Annotated in this window: 30 protein-coding genes; 6 read left to right on the plus strand and 24 right to left on the minus strand. The window is 30.7% G+C overall.

Annotation, left to right across the window (positions count from 1 at the left end; translation table 11 throughout):
- Positions 1-18: 18 nt before the first annotated feature.
- The 5 genes from KFV12_RS07620 to KFV12_RS07640 all read right to left on the minus strand — a co-directional run bounded on the left by KFV12_RS07620 (position 19) and on the right by KFV12_RS07640 (position 2,430).
- Positions 19-942: a DnaD domain protein gene (locus tag KFV12_RS07620; protein ID WP_254256490.1), complete on the minus strand. Its 924-nt coding sequence runs from the start codon at positions 940-942 to the stop codon at positions 19-21.
- Positions 943-1,038: 96 nt separating this feature from the next.
- The gene (locus tag KFV12_RS07625) at positions 1,039-1,389 is read right to left on the minus strand and encodes a type II toxin-antitoxin system toxin TscT (protein WP_254256491.1); all 351 of its coding nucleotides are present in this window, start codon (positions 1,387-1,389) and stop codon (positions 1,039-1,041) included.
- A 51-nt stretch (positions 1,390-1,440) separates the two neighbouring features.
- Entirely contained in the window at positions 1,441-1,716 is a 276-nt protein-coding gene (locus tag KFV12_RS07630) for a type II toxin-antitoxin system toxin TscT (RefSeq protein ID WP_254256492.1), read from the minus strand.
- Positions 1,717-1,733: 17 nt separating this feature from the next.
- Complete coding sequence (locus KFV12_RS07635) at positions 1,734-2,003, minus strand: helix-turn-helix domain-containing protein (protein ID WP_111744924.1); 270 nt, start codon at positions 2,001-2,003, stop codon at positions 1,734-1,736.
- Between the two features lie 184 nt (positions 2,004-2,187).
- Positions 2,188-2,430 (minus strand): DUF739 family protein, encoded by a 243-nt coding sequence (locus KFV12_RS07640; RefSeq protein ID WP_111744923.1) that lies wholly within the window; start codon positions 2,428-2,430, stop codon positions 2,188-2,190.
- 146 nt (positions 2,431-2,576) lie between these two features.
- Between KFV12_RS07640 and KFV12_RS07645 the strand changes: the two genes are divergently transcribed.
- From KFV12_RS07645 to KFV12_RS07660, 4 genes are all read left to right on the plus strand, one after another.
- A complete protein-coding gene (locus KFV12_RS07645) occupies positions 2,577-3,482 on the plus strand; it encodes a helix-turn-helix domain-containing protein (RefSeq protein WP_254256493.1) in 906 nt (301 codons plus the stop codon).
- 26 nt (positions 3,483-3,508) lie between these two features.
- On the plus strand, positions 3,509-4,759 hold the full coding sequence (locus tag KFV12_RS07650) for a tyrosine-type recombinase/integrase (protein WP_254256494.1): 1,251 nt from the start codon (positions 3,509-3,511) through the stop codon (positions 4,757-4,759).
- A gap of 775 nt (positions 4,760-5,534) precedes the next feature.
- The gene (locus KFV12_RS07655) at positions 5,535-5,762 is read left to right on the plus strand and encodes a hypothetical protein (protein ID WP_254256495.1); all 228 of its coding nucleotides are present in this window, start codon (positions 5,535-5,537) and stop codon (positions 5,760-5,762) included.
- A gap of 600 nt (positions 5,763-6,362) precedes the next feature.
- Positions 6,363-6,566: a tyrosine-type recombinase/integrase gene (locus KFV12_RS07660; protein WP_254256496.1), complete on the plus strand. Its 204-nt coding sequence runs from the start codon at positions 6,363-6,365 to the stop codon at positions 6,564-6,566.
- A gap of 724 nt (positions 6,567-7,290) precedes the next feature.
- On the opposite strand, the gene KFV12_RS07665 is transcribed toward KFV12_RS07660, so the two are convergent.
- The 13 genes from KFV12_RS07665 to cmk form a co-directional block, all read right to left on the minus strand.
- Positions 7,291-7,887, minus strand: coding sequence for a hypothetical protein (locus KFV12_RS07665; protein WP_254256497.1), 597 nt, complete (start codon positions 7,885-7,887; stop codon positions 7,291-7,293).
- A complete protein-coding gene (locus tag KFV12_RS07670) occupies positions 7,887-9,236 on the minus strand; it encodes an AAA family ATPase (RefSeq protein ID WP_254256498.1) in 1,350 nt (449 codons plus the stop codon). Before KFV12_RS07670 ends, KFV12_RS07665 begins: the two co-directional genes overlap by 1 nt.
- Before the next feature lie 151 nt (positions 9,237-9,387).
- Positions 9,388-9,834, minus strand: coding sequence for a nucleoside-diphosphate kinase (gene ndk / locus KFV12_RS07675; RefSeq protein WP_240837896.1), 447 nt, complete (start codon positions 9,832-9,834; stop codon positions 9,388-9,390).
- Between the two features lie 72 nt (positions 9,835-9,906).
- On the minus strand, positions 9,907-10,878 hold the full coding sequence (hexs-b, locus tag KFV12_RS07680; RefSeq protein WP_254256499.1) for a hexaprenyl-diphosphate synthase large subunit: 972 nt from the start codon (positions 10,876-10,878) through the stop codon (positions 9,907-9,909).
- 21 nt (positions 10,879-10,899) lie between these two features.
- Positions 10,900-11,607 carry a demethylmenaquinone methyltransferase gene (locus KFV12_RS07685; protein WP_254257646.1) on the minus strand — a complete coding sequence of 236 codons (708 nt, stop codon included), beginning with the start codon at positions 11,605-11,607 and terminating at the stop codon, positions 10,900-10,902.
- 40 nt (positions 11,608-11,647) lie between these two features.
- A complete protein-coding gene (locus KFV12_RS07690) occupies positions 11,648-12,043 on the minus strand; it encodes a hypothetical protein (RefSeq protein WP_254256500.1) in 396 nt (131 codons plus the stop codon).
- Between the two features lie 118 nt (positions 12,044-12,161).
- The gene (locus KFV12_RS07695; RefSeq protein ID WP_096076444.1) at positions 12,162-12,434 is read right to left on the minus strand and encodes an HU family DNA-binding protein; all 273 of its coding nucleotides are present in this window, start codon (positions 12,432-12,434) and stop codon (positions 12,162-12,164) included.
- Between the two features lie 120 nt (positions 12,435-12,554).
- Positions 12,555-13,268 carry a YphF family lipoprotein gene (locus KFV12_RS07700; RefSeq protein ID WP_111715033.1) on the minus strand — a complete coding sequence of 238 codons (714 nt, stop codon included), beginning with the start codon at positions 13,266-13,268 and terminating at the stop codon, positions 12,555-12,557.
- Complete coding sequence (locus tag KFV12_RS07705) at positions 13,261-13,467, minus strand: DUF2768 family protein (protein ID WP_099578261.1); 207 nt, start codon at positions 13,465-13,467, stop codon at positions 13,261-13,263. Before KFV12_RS07705 ends, KFV12_RS07700 begins: the two co-directional genes overlap by 8 nt.
- 9 nt (positions 13,468-13,476) lie before the next feature.
- Positions 13,477-14,475: an NAD(P)H-dependent glycerol-3-phosphate dehydrogenase gene (locus KFV12_RS07710; RefSeq protein WP_254256501.1), complete on the minus strand. Its 999-nt coding sequence runs from the start codon at positions 14,473-14,475 to the stop codon at positions 13,477-13,479.
- Positions 14,476-14,487: 12 nt separating this feature from the next.
- Positions 14,488-15,798 carry a ribosome biogenesis GTPase Der gene (gene der, locus KFV12_RS07715; protein WP_254256502.1) on the minus strand — a complete coding sequence of 437 codons (1,311 nt, stop codon included), beginning with the start codon at positions 15,796-15,798 and terminating at the stop codon, positions 14,488-14,490.
- Between the two features lie 127 nt (positions 15,799-15,925).
- A complete protein-coding gene (rpsA, locus tag KFV12_RS07720; RefSeq protein WP_254256503.1) occupies positions 15,926-17,086 on the minus strand; it encodes a 30S ribosomal protein S1 in 1,161 nt (386 codons plus the stop codon).
- A gap of 81 nt (positions 17,087-17,167) precedes the next feature.
- A complete protein-coding gene (gene cmk / locus KFV12_RS07725) occupies positions 17,168-17,824 on the minus strand; it encodes a (d)CMP kinase (protein WP_254256504.1) in 657 nt (218 codons plus the stop codon).
- A 75-nt stretch (positions 17,825-17,899) separates the two neighbouring features.
- Here cmk and KFV12_RS07730 point away from each other — a divergent pair, with 75 nt between their 5' ends.
- Positions 17,900-18,862: an asparaginase gene (locus KFV12_RS07730; RefSeq protein ID WP_254256505.1), complete on the plus strand. Its 963-nt coding sequence runs from the start codon at positions 17,900-17,902 to the stop codon at positions 18,860-18,862.
- 24 nt (positions 18,863-18,886) lie between these two features.
- Here KFV12_RS07730 and KFV12_RS07735 read toward each other — a convergent pair whose 3' ends face one another.
- The 5 genes from KFV12_RS07735 to KFV12_RS07755 form a co-directional block, all read right to left on the minus strand.
- A complete protein-coding gene (locus KFV12_RS07735; protein WP_254256506.1) occupies positions 18,887-19,861 on the minus strand; it encodes a YpdA family putative bacillithiol disulfide reductase in 975 nt (324 codons plus the stop codon).
- Positions 19,862-19,911: 50 nt separating this feature from the next.
- On the minus strand, positions 19,912-20,553 hold the full coding sequence (locus tag KFV12_RS07740) for a CBS domain-containing protein (RefSeq protein ID WP_111715043.1): 642 nt from the start codon (positions 20,551-20,553) through the stop codon (positions 19,912-19,914).
- A 23-nt stretch (positions 20,554-20,576) separates the two neighbouring features.
- A complete protein-coding gene (locus KFV12_RS07745) occupies positions 20,577-21,752 on the minus strand; it encodes a LysM peptidoglycan-binding domain-containing protein (RefSeq protein WP_254256507.1) in 1,176 nt (391 codons plus the stop codon).
- 62 nt (positions 21,753-21,814) lie between these two features.
- The gene (locus tag KFV12_RS07750; RefSeq protein WP_170122454.1) at positions 21,815-23,242 is read right to left on the minus strand and encodes a RecQ family ATP-dependent DNA helicase; all 1,428 of its coding nucleotides are present in this window, start codon (positions 23,240-23,242) and stop codon (positions 21,815-21,817) included.
- Entirely contained in the window at positions 23,239-24,192 is a 954-nt protein-coding gene (locus KFV12_RS07755) for a helix-turn-helix domain-containing protein (RefSeq protein ID WP_111715047.1), read from the minus strand. Before KFV12_RS07755 ends, KFV12_RS07750 begins: the two co-directional genes overlap by 4 nt.
- 105 nt (positions 24,193-24,297) lie before the next feature.
- Between KFV12_RS07755 and KFV12_RS07760 the strand changes: the two genes are divergently transcribed.
- Positions 24,298-24,549 (plus strand): ferredoxin, encoded by a 252-nt coding sequence (locus tag KFV12_RS07760; RefSeq protein WP_099578285.1) that lies wholly within the window; start codon positions 24,298-24,300, stop codon positions 24,547-24,549.
- Between the two features lie 73 nt (positions 24,550-24,622).
- Here the strand turns inward: KFV12_RS07760 and KFV12_RS07765 are convergent, their stop codons facing one another.
- On the minus strand, positions 24,623-25,186 hold the full coding sequence (locus KFV12_RS07765; RefSeq protein WP_111715049.1) for an ECF transporter S component: 564 nt from the start codon (positions 25,184-25,186) through the stop codon (positions 24,623-24,625).
- Between the last annotated feature and the right edge of the window lie 47 nt (positions 25,187-25,233).

Genomic DNA, 25,233 nt, shown 5'->3' on the forward strand with positions numbered 1-25,233 from the left:
GTCAATCCTCCTCCCTGCTTAAAGATAATATCTTTCATACGCCTTATATTCTTCTGCAGTAAAAGAAGCAATACCGCTTTTCTCCTTTTTTAGTTCTAAAGCCTGAAAAGATAGGTCTTGTCTATCACCGAATATATTAGTTACACCATTTCTTTCATTACTAAAATTGTTTACCTGCTTAGGATGATTTCTCTTATTTTCATATTGCTCTACCGCTTCTAGAGTTCGTAACTGTTGTTTACGCCATTCTTTTGTAAGATAATCAATAAATTTATAATCTCTATTACCTGCAATAGCAGACTTCTCAATGGCATATAACATTATTTCTTTTCCGAACATATCAAAGTCATCAGACAATTTATTTATAACGGTTAGTGGTGGTGTGGCCTGTATATCTCTTTGATAAAGATTTATAACTTCTGCAAAGTCATTATTCTGATTAGGCTCTACTACAACATTATTACTCATTATTAATTCATTATTTACATTATTGTTTGTGTGCTTTTGATATGCGTCTGTTTCTCTTTTGATATGCATTTCTGTCGTTTCTGTGTCGCTATCGTGTTTCATTTGCGTTTCTTCTGTGTCGTTTCTATGTCGCTTTTTAATTTCTTGATTTTGATATTTGTCATAATTCACAACGGTTATAACCGTTTTTTTAGTGTCGCTTTTTATTAATATCATTCCGTCATGTTGCAACATATCTAGATACTTTTTTACTTTATTATTCGACCATTTCCATCTGTCGCATAATTTGCGTATACTGGTTACTTTTTGACCTCTTTTTACAGTTATTAACTCATTTCCTAATGTAATTTTTTTATCTGTATGATTAACCATTAGTAATATATCTATCCAGGCTTCAAATTTAGAAAAAGTTCTATCTTCTTCATAAATCCAATGATTTTCTATGCTTCTATACAAACTTATCCACCCTGTCATATTACCTACCTCCTTTCTTAAGAAGAACTATATTAATTCTTTACTTCGCTTTTCTATTAACAATAAGTTTGTTATAATTTAATAAAGGTTTTTTCCTTAAAACCCTATGTTCACTGATATTACTTCGCTTTCGTCGGTTGTAGTGATATCAGGTTTTTTTGTATCTTCGTTCTCCTTTAATTCATTGAATATCTTTAAAAACTCACTATGTATTTCATCCATTGTATTAAGATATAATTCTAGTAAATCTCTATGCTGATTTATAAATACATATTGTTTTCTATAACTTAAAAAATGAACTTCAAGTTCTGATTGTTTTGATATACTTGGCTTAGAAAAATTATTATCTTTAAACCATGTTAAATTTACTTCTAACATTTCAAATTTGTCTTTTAATATATCTAATTTCGTAACAGCATTATCCAATTTCCATAAAATATTTCCCATATTAAATCTCCTTATAAGTAATTTGTGTACTTTATTTTCAAAAAATTTTTATTAATTTTGCAACGAGTTAATAGTTTGTTCCAACATAGCTATATCATTTTTCAGCCTCTTGATGTAAAGAAGTAATAAATCATTACTTTGCTCATTACCAAGTCTCATTTCATAAAACGATCTTCCAAATTCAAAAAAATCTTCATGTGTTTCTGGTGCTTTTCCTTCAAAATAATCTTCAGTGTAATAAGTATTTGTTATTTCCAATCCAGTTAATTTTTCTACCGTAACACTTAATGATGATTTAACATCTTGTAATTCAACTAATATTGACATATTTTATCCTCCGATTTTTATAAGTATTTTTTGTGCATAGAATATAAATATTTATCGAATTCATCTAAGTTAATAAGTTTTAATGAAGATGATAATTCTACATAAACACCTGGAAACTGTTGTTCATCTAAATTTTCTAGCCATCTATAAACCGTTGATTTACTTACATCATAGATATGTGAAATAGTAGAAATTTTAGCGAACCTTTTATTTTTCATATATATTTCCTTTGGAGACATATATGAATTTTCAATATTAGGTTTTTCCATGCTTATTAAATTAGTCATTTATAGAACCCCCTTTTTTATGTCATTGCAAATCACTTCATAACTTAAGATCCCTAAAGATAAGAAATAACTTAATGATAAAAATCCCAAACTGGTACTTGTAAATGTATTGCTCACACAAAAAATAACAATTAAATAAATAGATGATTTTAATATTCTCCACATAAAATCTCCCTCCCACATATTATTTTTGTACGGTTTTCTGTACAACTTCTTTAAAAAAATAATCATTAATTTTTGAGCTTTTAATTTTTAATAGTTTACACATCAATTTGATTTCATTTTGTTTAAAAAGTGTATTATTTGAAAGTTTTTCATTCAATGTGGTTCTACCTATAGACATTTCCTTAGCCAATTTAGTTTTAGTATAGTTCATTTCATTCATTCTCTCGATTAATAGAGAATAATCAAATTTTACATCCGACATATAAAACCTCCTAGTTCAGTTTTCTGTACAAAACTATCTTATTCTATATAATTAAGTATGTCAACAAAAAATGCACAGAAAACCGTACAAATTTTATTGAAGTTTATTATATATAGTGGTATATTCCTTTTTAGAGGAGGGATAAAATGACTTCATTCAGTAGTAGACTTAAATTAGTTCTAAAAGAAAAAAACATATCCCAATCAGAATTATCAAAGAGTACAGGTATTGGAAGAAACTCAATAAGTGACTATATCAATGGAAAGTACGAACCCAAAAACGATAAGTTAAATCTTATTGCAAAAGCTTTAAATGTTAATGAAAAATGGCTTGCTGGTTTTGATGTAGAAAAAGAAAGAATTAATGAAGATCTAATATACATGAATGTTGGAAAGCAAATATATGATGAAATTATTAAATCTGATGTTTTAAATGATTATGATATAAAGGCTCTAAATTATTTTAAAGATACTTATGAATTCGAATCGATATTAATCTATTCTATAAAAAAAATATTATCTGTACCCTTTTTAGAAGAAACTTTCAGATCTCCCCAGGATATAATAGACAAATTACCAACACATAAATCAGTTATCTATTTTTATTTTTTGCAAACTTTTAAAGATTACTATAAAGATATGGTAAAAACAAATGAAAATTTAATCTTAAACACTTTAGATTCATTGTATTATCTAAAGCCTGATGAAGAAATAGATAGATACCCTGAGTCAATGAAAATAGAATTCGATGAAAGAAATATATATGTTCTAGATATATTAGAAAATAATTTATCACAACAACTTATTAATGACATAGATAATATACTTGATAATGCTATGAAAAAAATTAAAGATTTGCAAAATAAATATCCTATGTCAGATAGTAAAAAAATTGCTTATCTCTATAATCTAGCCATAGAAGATATAGATGAATTTGAACAATCAATTAAAGAAATTGAAATACACCCTCAAAATTTCGCTTCTAAAAAAGAATATATAGAATATCTTGAAAATATTATTAATGAGTACTATCAAAACATAAGTAAGAATTAATATTTAAATAGTTATGAGGTGATTATATGTGGTGTGAAGCATTCATAGACAAAGAAGGTAATACTAAGTATCGCTTCTATGAAAAATATAAAGATCCACTATCTGAGAAATGGCGTCGTGTTTCCGTTGTTATGAATAAAAATACTAAACCATCTCAAAAAGAGGCATTGAAGCGGTTAGAGTTAAAAATAAATGAAAAAAGAAATTCAATAGAAAATACTGATTTACAATCTCTAACCTTTCATAAAGCATGTGATGAATGGTTAAAAGTATATTCAAATACTGCTGGTGTTAAAAGTAGTACAGTAAAGGAAAAAAGAAGTATAGTAAATGCTATAAAGTTAATTGTTCCTGAACATGATTTAATAAAAAACTATAAATATCAACATGTACAAGATATGTTTATTAAATGGCATGAAAATAATTTAAGTAATTCAACTATGATAAGTTATAAATCTGTTATTAATCGTGTGTTTAAACATGCTTCTGTTGTATATGGTTTAGATAACTTAGCTTTTTTACAAGATGTAAAGGTACCTACAAAAGTAAAAACAATACAGGATATTGAAAGTAAACGTAATAATTATTTAGAGATTGAAGAGTTAAAAATACTTTTAAAAGCCATGCATGATTTAAATTCTCAAAATAATCATCCAAGCAAAAATAGAAATAATATGCTTATTCCCCTTATCGTAGAGTTCCAGGCATTAAATGGTTTGCGTATAGCTGAATTACTAGCAATAAAAAATGAGAATATAGATTTTGAGAATGAAAAATTATTAATAAATGGTTCTATTCTGTGGGAAAAGAATAAAGCGGAAAATACTTATGGTATTAAAGACACCACTAAAAATGATGGAAGTTATAGAAAAATAGGATTAAATAAAAGAAGCATTGATATTTTAAATAAAGTCATGCTTGAAAATAAAAAATCAATTCAGTGGGAAGAAAATTATAATGATCGTGGTTTTGTTTTCACCAATACTTTAGGGAATCCAATTCATACTAGCAAAATTAACGAAAAATTAGCCTCTACAGTACAATTTATTCGAAGTAATGATAAATACCCCGAAAAAATAAACAAGCGCATAACGACCCATACACTTCGCCATACGCATATATCTACTTTATCACAATTAGGGGTATCTCTAAAAGCTATAATGGATCGTGTAGGACATACAGATCATAAAACTACATTGCAGGTATATTCACACGTTACTGAAAAAATGGATAAAGATTTAATTAATAAGTTAGACACAATAATTCTTACCTCATGACCTCGTGAAATACGAGGTCACTATTATTTATATAGGTCATAATAACACTAAATTATATGGCCGAAATCTTGTCTCTATTATTTTTAAATATGTAATAACCTCAAATTTGAGGCTATTGCCTTATATTGTTAATACGTCTGAAATATTGGGCTATATTTATATATAAATAAAACTGTAAGTGGTTTGTGACTATAAAGGCGACAATAATGGGGACATGTTATAAATATTTTTTTATCTGAAAATCTTAAAAATACCACATTTCCATTTTGACAATGTGGTTTAGAGAGTTTGAATTATTATTTTAAGGTATGTTCTCTTTTTAGCAGAACATACACCTACTTAATTTACAATAATAATCAAAACGCAAATTTACGTTGTGATAGTCGTAATAACATAACGTATTAACTATATAATATTATTTATATATACTAACTATGCATTTTAAAAATTTATTAATTATTGAATAGGTTTATCTATACATTTATCACAATGTTACTTAGAGATTTAATTAACGTTTGTATATATTACTATATATATTTTAAAGGGGGTCGTGTTTTACGACCCCCATTTTTAAATATATAAAAATCTAAGAAACCCTCTAAATAAAATAGTATAAAAAATATGAGGTCGTGTTTTACGACTCCATTTTCAAATGTATAAAAAGCCTAAGAAGTTTTCTAAATATTAAAATGAAATAAATATAGGATAAAAACATATACTGAACTTTATGGAAACATAAAGAAGCCGTGGATAAAAAGCCACGGCGATAACAACTTTGGATCTTGGAACAGTCGCCGTCTCAGATTTAATGGGGTTAGGTAAACTCACTAACCCACTTGGTCACTATACAGGTAAATCAGCATTAATTAAAATCGAAGGGATGGAAGACTCTATTAATAATATGAACTTAGGATCAACTATCTCGTTCGACAGACCTTTATCAACGCCAAAAACTACTGAGCCGTTTAAATTATCAGGTATTAATTTGCCCCTCTTTACGTAATGTATAGAGTGAATCGGGTGAATTCAAAGGAAGACTAAGTCATTCGATATGACACTTTAAACTTAGCTGTAGAACTCATTTTTAAGTAGTCAAAAAGTGTATCGCATAATCAATAAGTATGAGTACAACAATCTGACTACAATCGCCCGATATGCTATATAAAAAATATAACACACATTTATTAAAAACAATAAAAAATACATATATTTATTAATACAAAAATATATAGCATTTTACCTATTTACTTGGTAGAAGATTTTGGCGGAAAATAAACCTATAACAAAACATTCTAACAGAGAAACTAGATCATTAAATAATACAAATCCTATATGACCGAAGCACCAGGCTCTAAATAGTTAAAATATTATCAAATTAATAGCAGTTAAGAGAGAATTATATAAATATAAAATAATAATTTAAAAAGATTGTGATTAAAATGACGGAGCCTAAGAACATTGACACTACTATTGATGGAAGTTATAGAAAATAAGAAATCTAAGCAGTGGGAATATAATAATAACAATCGTGGTTTAATAATTTGCCAATACCTTAAGTAAGCCATTATATACTAGCAAAATAAACTAAGAATTAGCCAATACAGTGCAATTTATAAAAAATAATGATAAATACCCTGAAAAAATAAATGAGCGCATAACGACCCATACACTTCGCCATACGCATATATCTACTTTATCACAATTAGGGGGGTCTCTAAAAGCTATAATGAATCGTGTTGGGCATACAGATCATAAAACAACATTACAAGTGTACTCACATGTTACTGAAAAATGGATAAAGATATAATTGAAAAACTAAATTCAATATCACTTACTTCATGACCTAGCTTATTGCGGTTCTTTTTTTATATTTATGTTGTGCATAATTTAACGAGTCCATATATAGGCTTGATAACTATATTTAATTACGCTCAAAATTGAGCGCATTGATTAATGTATCCACACTTGGACGTATTTAAAGTTATTCAGAAAACGGAAATGTCGGTTCTCTAAAATACGAATGCATTTACTTAGCTCAAAATTTAGTTAAATAGTATTAACCTCATATTTGAGGATAATCAAAAATTTTCAATACAACACAAATATGTGGTATATAAATATTTAAGAATGGAAAAGTTATTAACTGCGAGTTACTTCATAACTCATGCTATAGTAGGCAATTTTTATATTAAACGGATTATATTATTTAAATATGCTCAAAATTAAACAAATTTACTGATTTTTAATTTGCATACATAAATATTATTAAATCTATACCTGGATGCATTTAAATTTAAAAATATAATAGTTATCTAAATAATAATGTATACACAAAGATCAAAATTTAGCACCGAAGTAATATGGCAGGAGTGCAGTAGCAAAAGATTTAAAAAAGTAACCAACGGAATACTTCATTTGTTATCAAAGAGTTAATAAATAATACTTCATCTAGTAAAAATTTATATATATATTAATAAATTAGGTAATACTATGATTGAAGCTACATGAAATTTCTTTCTTTATTAAAATTACTAATTCATTATTAATTGTGGAACAAATTGATCATCAAAATCTTCATTTGAAATTAGTATTATATCTTTGAATGGATAACCTTTATATTGATTCATTTTTTCTAATAATGCTTGATGATTTCTATAAGTGTACCTAAACCTAGCTTGTCTATTTGATCTTTCTGAAATTTTATTAACTTTTTCATCATATTTTTCTTTAGAATAAACAAGAACAAATTTCATTGGATAATTATGTATGTCTGATCTTCTATTAAAAACATTACATTCGATAAAAATATTTATCAAGTTCTCTATTCCTTCAATCATTTTCAATCTGATATCCTCAAAAAAATCCTTATTAAGAGCATCCATATTTCTAAATTCAATAAAATGATAGGTATTAGATGTGCAATAAATTGAATCAGGTGTTTTTGTTGCATTACAATTCTTTCTTTGACAATAGTCAAAATGTAATTTATCAAAGTTATATGCATTTTCAAGTGATTTTACTAGATAGACTCCATTACTATCATCATAAGAAATATTTTTAAACGATTCAATATGCTTGTTATTTAAATTTTTTATATCTTTTAAGTCAATTATATTATCGTTATTCATCACTTATCCTCGTCAGAAAAATATTTATTAATCTCTAAAGTATCTAACAAATCAAATGCACCATTTAATTCTTCATATAATAATTGAATTTTATTTTCTAAACTCACCGAATTTGAATATTGATTTATATCTTCAAGCATATAAAAATTTGTTTTATCATCATTTTTAGATAGTATTTGAAAAGCTTCAATTATGTGAGTACTATGAGTATTTATATACATCTTCACACCTAATTTTTTATGCAAATAATAAAGTATTTCAGCATATTTAACCTGCCATACCGGATGTAAATTAGTTTCTGGCTCATCAAATATAAGTAATAATTCATCATTTATCCAACCATTTTCAATTAAAATTTGTAAAATTGAAAAAGATTTAATTCCACTTGCCACATTTCGAGTTTCAATTTGATAACTTCCTTTTTCAAAATAATATGCTTTAGAAAGTGAATTTTTTCTTTTTTTCATATTACCTTTCACAATATTATTTATTTCTTTAAGAATATTATTGTTGTTACCAATCTCTTTAAAAGTAAGCTCTCTATCATTCTTGTGCATTAACATGTTATTTAGAGAATCATTAAAAATGTTATTATCCATAAAATCATTAAAGAGTAAAAATGCATTGCTTGAAACATTATCTAATATCTGAGGATTATCTATATAAGCTATATTTTTAATCAAACTATTATTCACGATATTCTTTTCATAGTTTATTTTCCCATGATCATTAAACTCTAAGTTAAAAACCACTGAATTATTTTCAGAAATCTTAATTTGAGCGTCTTTAGTATTGTGAAAACTTACAATTTGTTTTCCGAATGTTTGTTCGAAAAATTCTAAAATTAATGATGATTTGTGATCATTAATATTTGTAATAAAAAATTTATCAATATCATCAAAATATTCTTTAATTTTAGTTTTATTCTCATAAGTAATATATTTATTCAGTTCATTATATAAACCATTTAATGCTTTTAAATATATTTCTAAATTCTCTTTAAAGCTTTTTTTATTTAACCTTCTAAAAGTTCTAAAGTTAAATATTCCACCATCTTCAAAATCAATTAATTCACGTAGTTCAATTGGTAATTCATTAATATTGATATTGTTATCAATTAATGTATTTTCAAGCAAATCAATTATTCTATTTGTAATTTGTTGTATATTATTTATTCTATACATTTGAAATTTATCTTTATATTTATTCATGCTAATAAACGTAGTACCTAACACTTTAGAAATTGTACTTTTTCCACTATCATTTTTCGCACCAACGACAGTTATTCCATCTATGTTTATGTCAGCATTTCTAATTTTACCAATATTATTTATTTTTAAGTTAATCATGATTGCTCCTTAATAAATAGGAATTATCTAAATATATTTTATATAATAAATATGCCCTTTTTTTGCCCTTTTTTTAATCAAAAACTTTAAAAAAGTAGCTATAAGCTTTCAAAAAGCCTACAGCTATAAGTTTTTTAAAACAAAATATCAATTAGTACACCCAAGTAGATGTAACTAAGTTGTAATCTATAATTTCTTCTTGTTTGAACCATAATGCGATTTCTTTTTCCGCTGATGCTACTGAATCAGAACCGTGGATAATATTTTTACCAACTGTCATACCATAGTCACCACGAATTGTTCCTGGTGCACTTTCAGCAGGATTAGTTTTACCAACTAATGTACGTCCAATTTCCACTACATTCTCCCCTTCTAAAACCATTGCAAAAACTGGTCCAGAAGTAATGAAATCAACTAATTCTCCGAAGAAAGGTTTTTCACTATGTTCACCATAATGTGTCTTTGCTAAATCTTCAGACACTGTCATTAATTTAGCACCTACAATTTTAATCCCTTTGTTTTCGATGCGTTTTACGATTTCTCCAACAAGTCCTCGTCCTACGCCATCAGGTTTAATCATTAAGAAAGTTTTTTCCATTATTTATCCCTACCTCATTGTTTTTTGTGTAGCCTAGAATATTTTATCATTGTAAGCGATTTCTTTCAATTCCTAATATACACGGTAAAGCATTTTTTCATGTATTTCCAGAAGATGCTTTTTTTCTTCGCTATCTGGTAATTGATTTAAATGATATTTTGCTTTCTCCGCATACTGTTTACTTAAGCGTTTCGTAGCTTCAATGCCATAAGTTCTTACATTGTTGATAATGAATTCAAATATCGCTTCGTTTTGTTTATTTTCCAGATTGATGATAATTTGTTCTAACTTTAATCTTTCAGGATTATCTTTATTATTTATAGCTGCCATTAATGGATATGTGATATGCCCGTTACGAATATCGCTAGCAACTGGCTTACCTAATGTTATTTCATCACTTGTATAATCCAACATATCATCTATAATCTGATAGCTCATGCCGATATAATGCCCAAATTTGCGAATATGAAATAATGATGATCGTTCAACATAAGTACTTATCGCACCAAGTACACAACTGGCTTCAATTAATATCGCAGTTTTACGATTAATACGACGTAAATATTGTGTAAATGATATTGGATATTGGAATCGATCTGCCATCTGATCAAACTCTCCGAAACATACTTCCAGAATGGTCTGACTAAATACTTTATGAAAATCTGTTTGATTAATATCACTAATATTTGTTAATGCTTTAGCCAGTAAAAAGTGACCTGTTCGAAGTGCAATATCTTTATCAAATGCAGTATGCACACTCATTACGCCACGACGTTTATCACTATTGTCAATATAGTCATCATGAACTAAACTTGCCATATGAATTAATTCTAAGCTTACAGCAGTATTTAATAGATTTTCATAATATTTATCATCACCCATCAGACCCGTTAGTAAGACAAACATCGGTCTGACGCGTTTGCCACCTGATTGCAATGTATGCATACTTGCCTGTTGTATCACATTTGAGTTGCTATGGATAACTCGATTTAAATGCGCTTCAACTCTAGTGATATGTGGTTTTAAATATGACTTATAACTCATTGCAACCATCCATTTCTTTTATTATTTCTTAGGTTTGTAAGCTTTATGCATCGCACTTACGCCACCAGTAAATCCTTTAAATTTAATATGGGTAAAACCCACACCTGCCATTAATTTTGCTAATGTATATTTATCAGGGAAATCAAAAGCTGATTGTTGTAACCAGCTATATTCTTTCATTGATTTTGCAAATACTTTTCCGAACAATGGCATAACATATTTGAAATACAATGTATATCCTTCTTTAAAAACAGGCATGGTTGGATGACTTGTTTCTAAAATCACAATCATGCCACCTGGTTTTAAGACACGATAAATTTCTGCCAATCCTTTTTCAAAGTCCGGTAAGTTTCTTAAACCAAATCCAATGGTTACATAATCAAATTGATTATCTTCAAAAGGCATATCCATCGCATTACCATGAATTAGTTCTATATTGTCATAACCCTTTACTTTCTTCTTCGCTACTTCGAGCATATTCTCACTAAAATCAAGGCCGGTTACGTGACCGCCTGGTCCAACCGCATTAGCCATCTGTATCGTCCAGTCACCTGTACCGCAACAAACATCTAAAGCTATTGAACCTTTTTTTACTTTCATTTGCTTCATCGTATATTTACGCCATGCTTTATGTTGATTGAAACTAATAATGTCATTTAATTTATCATATTTTGTTGAAACGTTTTGAAAGACGTTATGTACCATTTCAGTTTTTTCTTCGCTTGTCATTGGTTTTGACATTTAAGCCACCACTTTCATCTATGTATAGTTAAGCCATAAAAGGCATTACAAAAATATTATCGATTTTTTCTTTCACTGCAGGATCATTTGACTGCGAATATTGTTGCTTAAGTTCATTTTGTCTTGCAACACATTCAGTAAGTACCTGATATTGCGTTTGTTGGAAAGGTGATGCTAAATAACGATAGAATAATGCACTTAATAAATCGGTTGAGAGCACATATCGATCTTTATTGCTATCATCCACCATATCCTGCATGCGCATACTTGTGTCAATCGCAAGTATCGCACATTTCGTCTGATCATCAAGATCTAACAATTTCGTTTGTGCTAATATATCCTGGTTGACTTGTATCATTTCGAAAAAGGGATATCGCTTCTTTAATTGGTCAATATCGTTTAGGAATCTTTCATAAAAGCTCATCGTCTTTACCTCTATCGTTTATTCTTTTTCTATTATAACTTAATATTAGAAAATTTAAACAAGATTAAACCGATTAGGACAAAAATAAAAAGCCCTATTCGGGCTTTTTATAACACAATTATTTAACTGCGTCTTTTAATGCTTTACCAGCTTTAAATGCTGGGACTTTACTAGCTGGAATATCGATTTCTTTACCTGTTTGTGGGTTACGACCCTTACGAGCAGCACGTTCACGAACTTCAAAGTTACCAAAACCGATTAATTGTACTTTCTCACCATTTGATAATGATTTTTGAATTGATTCAAAAACAGCATCAACAGCTAAACCTGCTTCTTTTTTAGTTAAGTTAGCACTTTCTGAAACCGCATTGATTAAGTCTGTTTTATTCACGTCAATTCACCTCCCCAAAGGTTATGTAAATGATACGAAAGTATCATTCTGTAATGACTTTAACATAATAAACGTTGTCACTGCAACGATTAATACAAAAAAATGAATAAATTTTTCATTTTAATGCTGTACTGTTCTGAAAATTGGTTCATTTTTCTCATTTATTGTATATGGAACAGAATATGCTGGTAATACTGGAGAATCTTTGTAAAGAATGTATCTGATATCTGTACCTTTCTTTAACTTAAGATGATTTTCATTAATCTTTTTACCAAGATCAATCGTATAATCGATTTTAAATTCATTACCACCATTAATATATATCGGTAGACTTTCATCACTATATGGACTTTTTACTGTCGGATACTTTTTTAGTCCATATTTTTTATAGTCTATCTTATAAAGGTTTGGTCCAATTTTTTTGCCTAAAGCGAGCATATCTGATTTTGTCTCAAGTCGTATCCTTAAATTTTTCAAAGCTTCAGAAGTTCTTAAGTCGATTAATTTAACAGTAGGATTTTTTTCTACATCCATTAAAACGTATTGATAGTAGCCTCCCATTTCAAAAGAACTTCCTGGTAACTGAGATAAATATTTTGGTTTTAATTTTTCAAAGTCTACAGGATGTTTTAAGTAAATTTCGTAGGACATATCTCGTTCTTTAATTGGTAATAAACCTCCACTATCTTTTTGATAGCTATCGACAGCACTTTGTACCATTTTTAACTGATCTTCAGGCGCTACTTGATTTTGAGCAAGTTCTTCTTTCGGATACATACAACCTGATAAGATAAATGATACTACAAGCAATAATCCAATAATTCTTTTACCCATGGCTCGACCCACCTAACACGACAAACATGAGTAATGCACTTATAATGAGCGCAATATAAGCTAAGCCGGTAACAATTACATTTAAAATTTTATTTTTTACTTTAAAACGCGCTACGTAAATTAACATCATAGCAAGTAACATAAGGCCTAATGAATAAAAAGAAACCCACATTAGGTCCATTTTAGATATATTGAACATAATTTCCCTCTATTCATTCTTTTTTTCTCGGCTCATGAGTTCCATGACACCAGTATTAACATCTAATCCTTCAAATAATAATTTATAGAGCGCAGAAGTTATCGGCATTTCAACATTAAAGGCTTTAGACATTTCGTAAGCTGCATCCGTACTTCTAACACCTTCAACAACCATCCCCATCTGAGCTAATGCCTCATCTAACGTTGCTCCTTTACCAAGCATGTTCCCACACTTCCAGTTACGTGAATGTACTGATGTACACGTTACAATTAAATCTCCAATTCCGGCTAAACCTAAAAATGTCATTGGATCTGCACCCATCTTAGTACCAAGTCTCGTAATTTCAGCTAAACCACGTGTCATAAGTGCAGCTTTAGCATTATCACCATAACCTAAACCATCTGTAATACCTGCTGCTAATGCAATAATATTTTTTAAGGCACCACCGATTTCTACACCGATCAAATCATCATTAGTGTAGACTCTGAAATATTCATTCATAAATAAATCCTGTGCGATTCGAGCAACAGATATATCTTTTGATGCAACTGCTACCGTTGTTGGTTGTTTTATAGCTACTTCCTCCGCATGACTAGGTCCACTTAATACACCTACACCTTTTAATAGCGCAGTATCCATTTCCTCTTCAATCATTTCAGAGATACGTTTAAAAGTTAAAGGTTCGATTCCCTTGGAAACATGTATGATTATTTTTGGCGCTTCACTTACATCATTGATTTGAATCGTTACAGAACGTATCGCTTTTGTCGGAACAGCCAAAATTAATATTTCAGCATGCCGCACTGCTTGTTTCAAATTAGTTGTTGCTTTTAAAGATTTATTCAATTGTGCCGAAGGTAAATATTTATGATTCGTATGTTGTTCATTTAATTCATTAATTGTCGCTTCAGTTTTACCCCACATCAGACAATTATGACCGTTATCAGCGAGGACATTTGCTAGTGCAGTACCCCAGCTTCCGGTACCAATTACAGAAACGTTTGTCATTAATTACACCCCTTAGTTTCGTTTGCGGGCAATAATATGAACTGGTGTGCCCTCAAATCCAAATGCTGCTCTTATTCTATTTTCAAGGAATCGTTTATATGAGAAATGCATCATTTCTACATCATTTACAAAAACAACAAATGTCGGTGGTTCGATAGCAACTTGTGTTGAATAGAATATATTTAATCGACTGCCATTATGTGTTGGCGTTGGATTCATCGCAACAGCATCTGTTATAACTTCATTTAAAGTACTACTTTGAACACGTTTACGGTGATTTTCACCTGCTTCATTGATGAATGGGAAGAATGTTTTTAATCGTTTACCTTCAAGTGCAGAAACGAACGCAATTCGCGCATAATCTAAAAATTGGAAGTTCTCTCTCACTTTATCTTCAAATTTCTTCATCGTTTTAGAATCTTTTTCAACTGTATCCCATTTATTTACAACAATCACTACTGCTTTCCCCGCTTCATGTGCATAACCTGCAATTTTCTTATCCTGTTCGATAATTCCAGTATCAGCATCAAGCACTACTAATACAACATTTGATCTTTCGATTGCCTTTAATGCACGTAATACAGAATAACGTTCAGTCGTTTCATATACTTTACCTTTTTTACGCATACCAGCAGTGTCAATCATAACGTATTCCTGATCTTCAAATGTATAAACCGTGTCAATTGCATCACGTGTTGTTCCTGCAATAGGTGACACGATTACACGTTCTTCACCTAATATTGCATTTATTAAACTAGATTTACCTACATTTGGACGACCAATTAAAGAGAATTTAATGACATTATCATCATATTCCTCTTCAGGTTGTTCAGGGAAATGTTTACTAGCTTCATCCAGTAAATCACCAATTCCTAATCCGTGTGAACCAGAAATCGGGAAAGGTTCTCCAAATCCTAAAGAATAAAACTCATAAATATCAGTACGCATTTCTGGATTATCAATTTTATTCACTGCAAGTACGACTGGTTTACTTGATTTGAATAATAATTTCGCTACAAATTCATCTTCAATCGTAATGCCGTCACGACCATTAACCATAAAAATAATGACATCTGCTTCATCAATGGCAATCTCTGCCTGCGCACGAATTTGTTCCTGAAAAGGTTCATCGCCAAGTTCTATACCACCAGTATCAATGATATTGAATTCATGTGTTAACCATTCACCACTTGAATATATTCTATCTCTCGTTATCCCCGGCGTATCTTCTACGATTGAGACACGCTCTCCTATAATCCTATTGAAGATTGTAGATTTGCCGACATTCGCTCGGCCTACAATCGCTATTGTTGGTTTTGTCAATTTTGTTCTTCCTCTCAAATAATATCTGTTCTATTTTAACACAGAAAGTGTGTTTATCAAATCGATATAAAAAATGCCGATATGCATACAGTATTATCTGTATACATATCGACATGTAAAAACTAAATTATAAATTTAAACCTTTAAATTTATCTCCGAAAACATCACCTAAAGTTGGTGCGTCTTCATCCGTTGTAGTTTGATTATTTAAATAAGAAGTATCAAAGTCTTCAGTTTGTTCTTCAGTTGCTTTAATTGATAATCCAATACGTTTTTCATCTTTATTAATATCTAAGATTTTAACTTTAACTTTTTGACCAGCTTCTAATACTTCATTTGGATTTCCAATATGTTCATGGCTAATTTGTGAAATATGAACAAGACCTTGTAAACCTTTGTCAATCTCAACAAATGCACCGAAGTTCGCTAAACGCATTACTTCACCTTCAACCACATCTCCAACTTTGAATTTTTCATCAATTGTTTCAAATGGCCCAGGTAAAGCAGCTTTAATTGATAATGACACACGTTCATTTTCTGGATCAACACTTAAAATTTTAACTTTTACTTTATCACCTACTGATAATGCATCTTCTACTTTATCAATATGGTCATGTGTAATTTGAGAAATATGAACTAAACCATCTACATCGCCAATATCAACGAAAGCACCGAAATTTGTCATGCGAAGCACTTCACCTTCAACCACTTCACCTTCTTCTAAATTTTGTAGACGTTCTGATTTTAAAGCTTTGTTTTGTTCAGCTTCAATCACTTTATGATTTAAGATTACTCTATTTTTTTCTTGATCTAATTCTTCAATTTTTAATGTTAATACTTTTCCAACATAATCAGAGAAATCTTCAATATAGCTTGTAGAAATTAATGATGCCGGGATGAATCCACGTAAACCAACATCTACAACTAATCCACCTTTAACAGCTTCTTTAACTTCAGCTTCTAAAGTTTCTCCATTCTCAAACTTTTGTTGTAAGGTTTCAAACGATTCAGATTCATCTAATTTACGTTTAGATAAAATGTAGTGACCATCTTCTTCTTTGTCTTCAATCTTAGTCACATATGCTTCAATTTCATCGCCAACTTTTACAACATCTTCCGCATTCTCAACGCGTAAGCTTGATAATTGACTGATTGGAATGATTCCATCATATTTAGCACCATCTAATTGTAATACAACATGTTTCTCTTCAATTGATTGAACAGTGCCTTTTACTTTGTCACCTTCATTAATTTCTAAAATCATGTTTTCGTTAAATTCTTCTGTCATTAGGGACGCCTCCTCAAAGTTTACAGCTTATAGCTTATAATAAACTTCTTATAAATTGACGATAAAGTCAAGAAATTCGCTTTAATTCTCAATAATTTCACGTGCTAATGTAATGATGTTATCTTTCACCGTTTCAATCGTCATGCCAGTTGTATCAATCTCGATCGCATCATTTGACTTCACTAGAGGTGAAATTTCGCGTGTCATGTCGAGATGATCACGTCGTTCTATATCTTTAACGAGATCTTCGAAATTTGCTTCAATGCCTCGTTGTTGATTGTCTATTAGTCTTCTTTCAGCACGTTCAGTTACAGACGCTATCATATATACCTTAAGTTCCGCATCTGGGATAACATGCGTACCGATATCACGACCATCCATCACAACACCCTTTGCGGCTGTCATCTCCTGCTGTATACCCACAAGTTTCTCTCTTACAGCTTTTTGACTTGCAACATGACTTACATTTAAAGTTACATCATTTTCTCGAATGCGTTCTGAAACATCTTCTCCATTTAAATAAATTTTTTGACCATTATCATTGACAATTTTTAAGTTTATATTTTGGACAAGTGTTTCAAAATCTACTTCAGGTTGTGCTAAATGTGCAAGTGTTATAGCACGATACATCGCACCTGTATCGACATAAACCATGCCAAGTTCAGATGCGACAAGTTTTGCAATGGTACTTTTACCAGCTGCAGCAGGACCATCCACTGCAATATTAATCTTTTTCATCTTATTACCTACCTTGTCGTTTAATCTTAATTATTTTATCATAGTAGTTATACGTTGTATATTTGGAGGATAAATATGAAAAATATTCTTGTGATGCATACTGGTGGTACAATCAGTATGTCAGAAAATGCGGAAGGATACGTTACAACAAACGAAGTCAATCCGATGTCGAATATCCAGTTAGACGCTTATGCCAATATTACTGAAATCCACCCTTTCCAAGTGCCCTCACCACATATCACCATTCAACATATGAATGAACTTAGAAAGAAAATTATTCAGGAAATCTATAATGAGAATTATGATGGTATCGTGATCACGCATGGAACAGATACTTTAGAAGAAACTGCATATTTCCTGGACTTAACACTGAATGTAAGTATTCCGGTCATATTAACTGGTGCAATGCGCTCTTCAAATGAAATTGGATCAGATGGATTATATAATTATATTTCTGCAATAAAAGTCGCTTGTCATGAAGAAAGTCAAAATAAAGGCGTATTAGTTGTATTTAACGATGAAATTCATAGTGCCACTAACGTCACTAAAACACACACATCTAATACGAGTACCTTCCAGAGTCCAAATTACGGACCGCTCGGTATCGTCACTAAAAATAATGTTTATTTCCATCACTTACCAATATTGAATCATCCACTCGTAAAAGTAGATGAAACAAAAAAAGTTGGATTAATCAAAGCACATAGTGATCTTGATGAAGCATTACTTTCATTCTTTGTAGAGCAAAACTACGATGGTTTAGTAATCGAAGCACTCGGACAGGGAAATTTACCGCCTTCTAGTTTAGCCGGCATCAATAAACTGATTGATGCAGAAATTCCAGTAGTACTCGTATCTCGCTGTTTTAACGGCATAGCAAGTAATACATACCACTATGAGGGTGGCGGTTATGAATTAAAAGAAAAAGGACTTATTTTTTCGAATGGATTAAACGGCCAGAAAGCAAGACTTAAACTTTTGATAGCTTTAAGCAATAATTTAGACCAGGAAGCATTAAATTCTTATTTCAGCAAATAAAAATAGGACATCACTGTCCTATTTTTATTTTGACTTTTTAGTTAAAATGCTATCAACAATCATGCCACCATGAAATTTTCCATTCTCGATAAATATTGTATTGGCATCATTACCTGCTGCAATAACACCCGCTATATACAGATTTTCGACATTTGTTTCCATTGTTGCACGATCGTAAAATGGCGCAGTGCCATATTCATTTGTCACAAGCTCAATACCCATAGATGCTAAGAATTCATAATCCGGATGATAACCAATCATCGCAAACACTGTATCGTTTTTTATATTGATTTCACCGTCCGGCGTACTAATTGAAACTGTTGATTCATCGATGTTTGTTACATGACTTTCAAAATATAATTTGATTTTCTCATGATTAACAAGAGATTCATAGAGCGGTAATATCCATGGTTTTACACTTTTAGAATACGTTCTTCCTCTATACACTGCAGTAACGCGAGCACCCGCTTTCTCAAGTTCTAGTGCAGCATCTATCGCTGAATTCTTTCCACCAATGATCAATACATCCTGATCAAAATATGGATGTGCCTCCTTAAAATAATGGTGCACTTTTGGCAGATCACTCCCTGGAACATCAAGTGTATTATGCTGTCCATAATAACCAGTCGCAACTGTAAGATATGTACATTCATACGTTGCTCTACTCGTACTTACGATAAAACGATCATGAAGCTTTTCAACTTTGATTACCTCTTCATTCGCATGTATTGTTAAATCATGATGCTTCACCACTTCGCGATAATATACTAACGCTTGGTTTCTTTTCGGTTTATGCTCTTCTACAATAAAGGGTACATCACCGATGCCTAACTTTTCACTTGTTGAGAAGAAAGTTTGATGTGTTGGATAATTATAGATTGCTTCAACCACATTTCCTTTTTCAATGACGATATTTTCAATGCCTGCTTTTTTCTGTTCGATACTTGCAGATAACCCACATGGACCTGCGCCAATAATAATACTTTCAATCTTAATCACTCGTTTCACCTTCCGAAAAAAAGAGACTCCGGCTAAAGAGTCCCCTTTTATTAATTATCTTCCTGAATATCTAATACTTTAAATCCATTTTGTTTTAAATATTTAGTGAACTTCTTGATATTTTTATGATCTTCAACTTTAACGATCATTCTGCGATGCATTTTGTCTGTTTCATCAAATGTTACAAACGAAATGGCATTTAATTTAAATTTAGATAAAGCTGAAGCAAGACGTTTAATACGTCCTTCTGCATCAATAGAAGTAATCGCGATACGAACACCAGGTTTACTCATACCAAATGCAGATTTAAATTGTTCCATAACATCAAAACGTGTTACAACACCTAAAAATTCTTTGCGGTCATTAATAATACTCAAAATCGGAAAATCCTGTAATGTTAAGAATGATTCTTCAAAGAAAGTTGTGTCATTCACACTATATTCATCTAAAGTAAGAATTTCTCCTATTTTAGTTTGTTCCATAAATTCATCACGTAATTTTGGTGTTTTCATAAAGAAGAAATGTCTAAATATATCATATCGCGTTGCTGTACCCATATATTTCCCTTCTTCTACTACAGGCATTCCATCAATTCCATGATGTTCTAATTTATCCAAAACACTTTTAATCGTATCATTTGGATTTGCTACGTAACATTTTTCTTTCGGAATCATAATCGTTTTTAAATACATAAATCCATCCCCTTTGTATATAGTTATTCTGGTATTACTAAAGTTTGACCTGCAGAAAGATTGTTACCAGAAATACCGTTTGCTCTTCTGATTTTCTCAACGTTTTCCGGAGATCCACTTCCATAATATTTAATTGCTATACGATATAAATTTTCTTTTGCACCAACAACATGTGATGCACCGCCATTTGTTCCCGTATTATTTGAAGAAGTATTATCAGCATTGTTATTTGTAGTTGAATTACTATTGTTTGTTGATGCATCGTTATTGTTTGTTGTTGCTGCATTATTATTAGTTGATGTATTGCTATCATTTGAATTTGCAGCAGTATCTTCAGTACTTTCATTCTCTGCGACTGCACTTTCTGTCGTAGCATCTTCCGTCGTTTTATTATTTTCTTCTGCCACTTTTTCTTCTGATGCTTTTTCTTCTGTTGATTTAGTTGCTGCAGTTTTATCTTTATTTTCTTTACCTTTGTTAACAACAACTTCTTCTGTTTTAGGTTTACCTTCATCCTGATTATTAATAAAGTTACTTAATAAGAAAATAATCGGTATCAATAATAATATCGCTGCAAGAAACGGTAGATACTTCTTCATTCCATTACCATCATCTTCTTTTTTGTCTTCAATCTCTTTATGGTCATGCTGCTTTTTATTAGCTGATGTTGCAGCTGCGGCAGTACCTGTTGCACCCGCACCAACTACCGCTGCACCTGCAGCAGCTTTTTTCTTCTTATTATTAGATTCTTTTTGTGATACTTCCTTTTCTGTCTGTTGCTGAGCTGTATTTTTATTGCCATGAATTCCACTTTTATTTGAAGCAACATTTCCAACTACGCTTCCGCCAACACCTGTAGCTGATGCGATAATTGAGCGGTCTCTTTTTTTATTTTCTTTAACCGCTTCTCCATTAGTTTCAACAGCATCTCTATCTGTCTGCGCATCGTAAGTTACTTTTTCATCGGGTTGAATTGATTTTTCACGATTTTTTCGTTCCTGCGAACGATTTCTTCTTGAAGCCCCGCGTGGTGGAAATATTTCATTTGATTCAGTTTTTTTGACTTGTTCACTATCCACTTTATCTTCATTAACTGCTTCATTTTCAACAGCTTGATCTTGGTCTGACAATTCTTGTCTTTCTCGTTCAATTTTCTGTTTACTTTTTTCAAATTCATCTTTGAAATTATCTCTTGACACAATATCCACCCACTTAATTAATATTTTAATAATACATATTTATTATAGACAAAATATGTTGCTTAAGTAAAGACATATAAATCATTAAACAGTTGATTTAGAAGCGTTTTTCCGAACTTTTTTTGAACATGATAACTTTGCTGTTCAAAGGAGATTTTAACTTGTTCATTGCATTGCGCACAACTTTTACACTTTAATATATTATCATGCTCCATACTTTTTAAATCTCTTACATTTTGTTTGTTTAAACTGGATTGATTTAATTTTTGTGTGAAACAGTTTTTTTCATTAATGTATTCAATCATTTGTGTCAATGCTGTTCGCTTCATATACTGGTGTTGCCTAATTTTTCGTATTATTTCTTCTCTGTTATACTTTGCTGAAAGTATATTCATTAATTCCTGCTTTTCCTCAGTTAGTGCTGCACCTTGAAAATATAAATCTATCTCAGTATGCGTCAATTCATTTAATTCATTAAGACGGTATGGAAGGATCTCATCATTTGGACTATATAATAATATAGATTGTGATAATTCACCATCTCTCCCTCCTCTACCTATCTCCTGAATAAACTGAAAAATAGATTTAGGCATATGATAATGTATTACTGTTCTAATATTTGATTTGTTAACACCCATACCAAATGCATTCGTCGCACAAATCACCTGTATTTCATCATTCATAAAGCGTTGTTGTACTGACATTCTTTCTTCATATTGCATATCTGCATGATAGCGTTCTACCATTATACCTTGTTCTAAAAGATATCTATACACGTATTCAACTTGTTTCTTTGAAGAAAAATAAATAACAGTTGCAGCAGATGCTTTTAAAGTTTCTAAAATAAGGGACAGTTTGTCTGCATCATCATTTGTATTTACTACGGATAAAAAGATATTCTCTCTTTCCGTTAAATAATCCATTACTGTTAATTCTCTTTTAATAACGTGCTGAATATCATATATCACTTGATCATTTGCAGTGGCGGTTAATGCAATAACCTGTGCATCATAATAAGACACAATTTCATCAATCATCAAATAATGGGGGCGGAATTCATACCCCCATTCAGAGATACAATGTGCCTCATCTATTACAATTGCTTCGCAACGATAGTGCTTTAAATAATTCAGACCATTTGTAACCAGCCATTCAGGTGAACAATATATAAAATCATATGTCTCAATACGAGATAGTAATAATTGTTTGTCCATATCATCTAACTGACTATGTATACAGCATGCTTTGATCTTTTTTTGTTTAAGCTGCATAACCTGATCTTCCATTAATGCAATTAATGGCGATATGACTATGGTCTTTTTATTATTTACCAGCATCGGCAATTGGAAAGTTAGAGATTTCCCAGAACCTGTCGGAAGAAGCGCTAATACATCATGTCCCTCAAGAATCTTTTGAACAATTTCAATTTGATTTTCTCGTAAGCTTTCTATACCAAAAGTTTCTTGTAAAATTTTATTGATTGCATTCATTTGCATTGCTCCATTTTATATTTTACGATTGCGATTTTTAGTTTGAAATAATCCTTTATCGGCGAAATTTCATACAATGTCTTTAGTTTCCCGTATCGATTGTTTTCGATAATTTCTTTGATGGTTATATATTCTTGTTCTGATAGATGATTTGAAATATCCAGAGGATAGTCTTTAATCAATATTTCAATAATATGATCCTGTATCGTATGTATTCTTACTGATTTATTTCGCTGAATCATATCTATTGAGTCGCCATTAATTAATCGCTGATACGTATCACTCGTATTGATATGCAGTGGCGTTCTGACATATAAATAACTTAATAACTTATATTCACGCGTCTTAAATGCATGAAGCATCAAATTCTTTTCGGTGATCATTTGAGATTTTATCTCATCAATACTTAAGTTAAATTGTTTAGATAATTGTTCATAACTATCAGGTCTTATTTGATGACCATGCAGAAAATGTATAAAATAACAGCTACCAGTTGATTTAAAGATATACTGCGATAAATCATCAACTTCCTGGGCTAACTGAATAAATTGATCTTCTTTTTTAATTTTCGTAAATAGTTGCTTAACATGTTGTTGTATAAATAAACGATTTGAACTTGGTAAATAGTCTGAAGAATGATAGAGATATTCTGAAACTGTTTGAAGCAATAATACAAATGAAGAAAAAGATAGCTCACTTGCATAGTAAAAATATGGATATAGTTTGAGATTATTATTAAGACTGATATTTTCCTCACTATCATTACGAACGAGTCGAGTGACAGCCTCAAATGAAACATTTGGATACAATTCATAAACTGGTAATAAATCCTGCATCACTGCGTCGAAATAAGTTTGCTGAGTTCTTGCACCAATTAATAATTTCCATAAACTTTTAACTGATTTGTCTGGTAAGTAATGCGACTTTATATAACGATTAATCGATTTCATTTTGTCACCCTGAAATATTTTTGTTGAAAATGTGCTTAACTATCACTAAAATAGTTATGTATGTTATAACTAGTGTAGCATGAAAGTGTGAGGAGGCGAAAAAATATGGCAGGTAAATATACGATCGTTGATATGGATACATGTATCGCTTGCGGTGCTTGTGGTGCAGCAGCACCTGATATATATGATTATGATGATGAAGGTATTGCCTATGTTATTTTAGATGATAACCAAGGAACTCAGGAAATACCGGAAGAATTAGAAGAAGATATGATCGATGCATTTGAAGGATGTCCCACTGATTCAATTAAAGTTGCAGATGAATCATTCGATGGCGACGCGCTTAAATTTGAATAATAATATTAAAAAGCTTGAAGTTCAAATCGAACTTCAAGCTTTTTTGTCAAGTTATGTTTTATGCGATTAATGATTACTCATTAATTTTCATCTGTTTTTTAAGTAACGGTACTAAAGGTCTAACAATAATATAGAATAGAATTGTCAGTAATAATCCTTTAATAATATTAAAAGGAATAATACCAGCTGTTACGATAACCTGAATGTTCTTGACAACATCATTCAAATTCATAATCATGCCATACATTGGTAATAACACGAAATAGTTCAGAATACTCATCACAATCGTCATTACGATTGTAGCACTGATAAATGCTGGTATTATCTTATTAAATCTTCCTTTTGTAATAACATACAGTATTATGATAAACGACGTCCCTGCTAAAAAGTTAGCAACAGGACCAACAGGATCAGTCATATTCATTACGAAGTTAAGTATGTTCTTAATGAACTCAATTAGTACTGCACCAACAGGTCCAACAGTAAAAAGTGCAATAATTGCCGGTAAATCACTGATGTCAATCGTTAAATACGGTGGTAAGAAAGGTACTGGTACTTTTAAAAACATCAGTATGAATGCAATTGCACTTAATAAACTGATCAGTATCAGACTTCTAGTTCTATTCAATTTTGTCATAAATTCTCCTTACTTCATCTTTGAATCAGGAGGACAAATTAACTTGA

Source organism: Macrococcus epidermidis (assembly GCF_024205965.1).
Taxonomy (GTDB): Bacteria; Bacillota; Bacilli; order Staphylococcales; family Staphylococcaceae; genus Macrococcoides; species Macrococcoides epidermidis.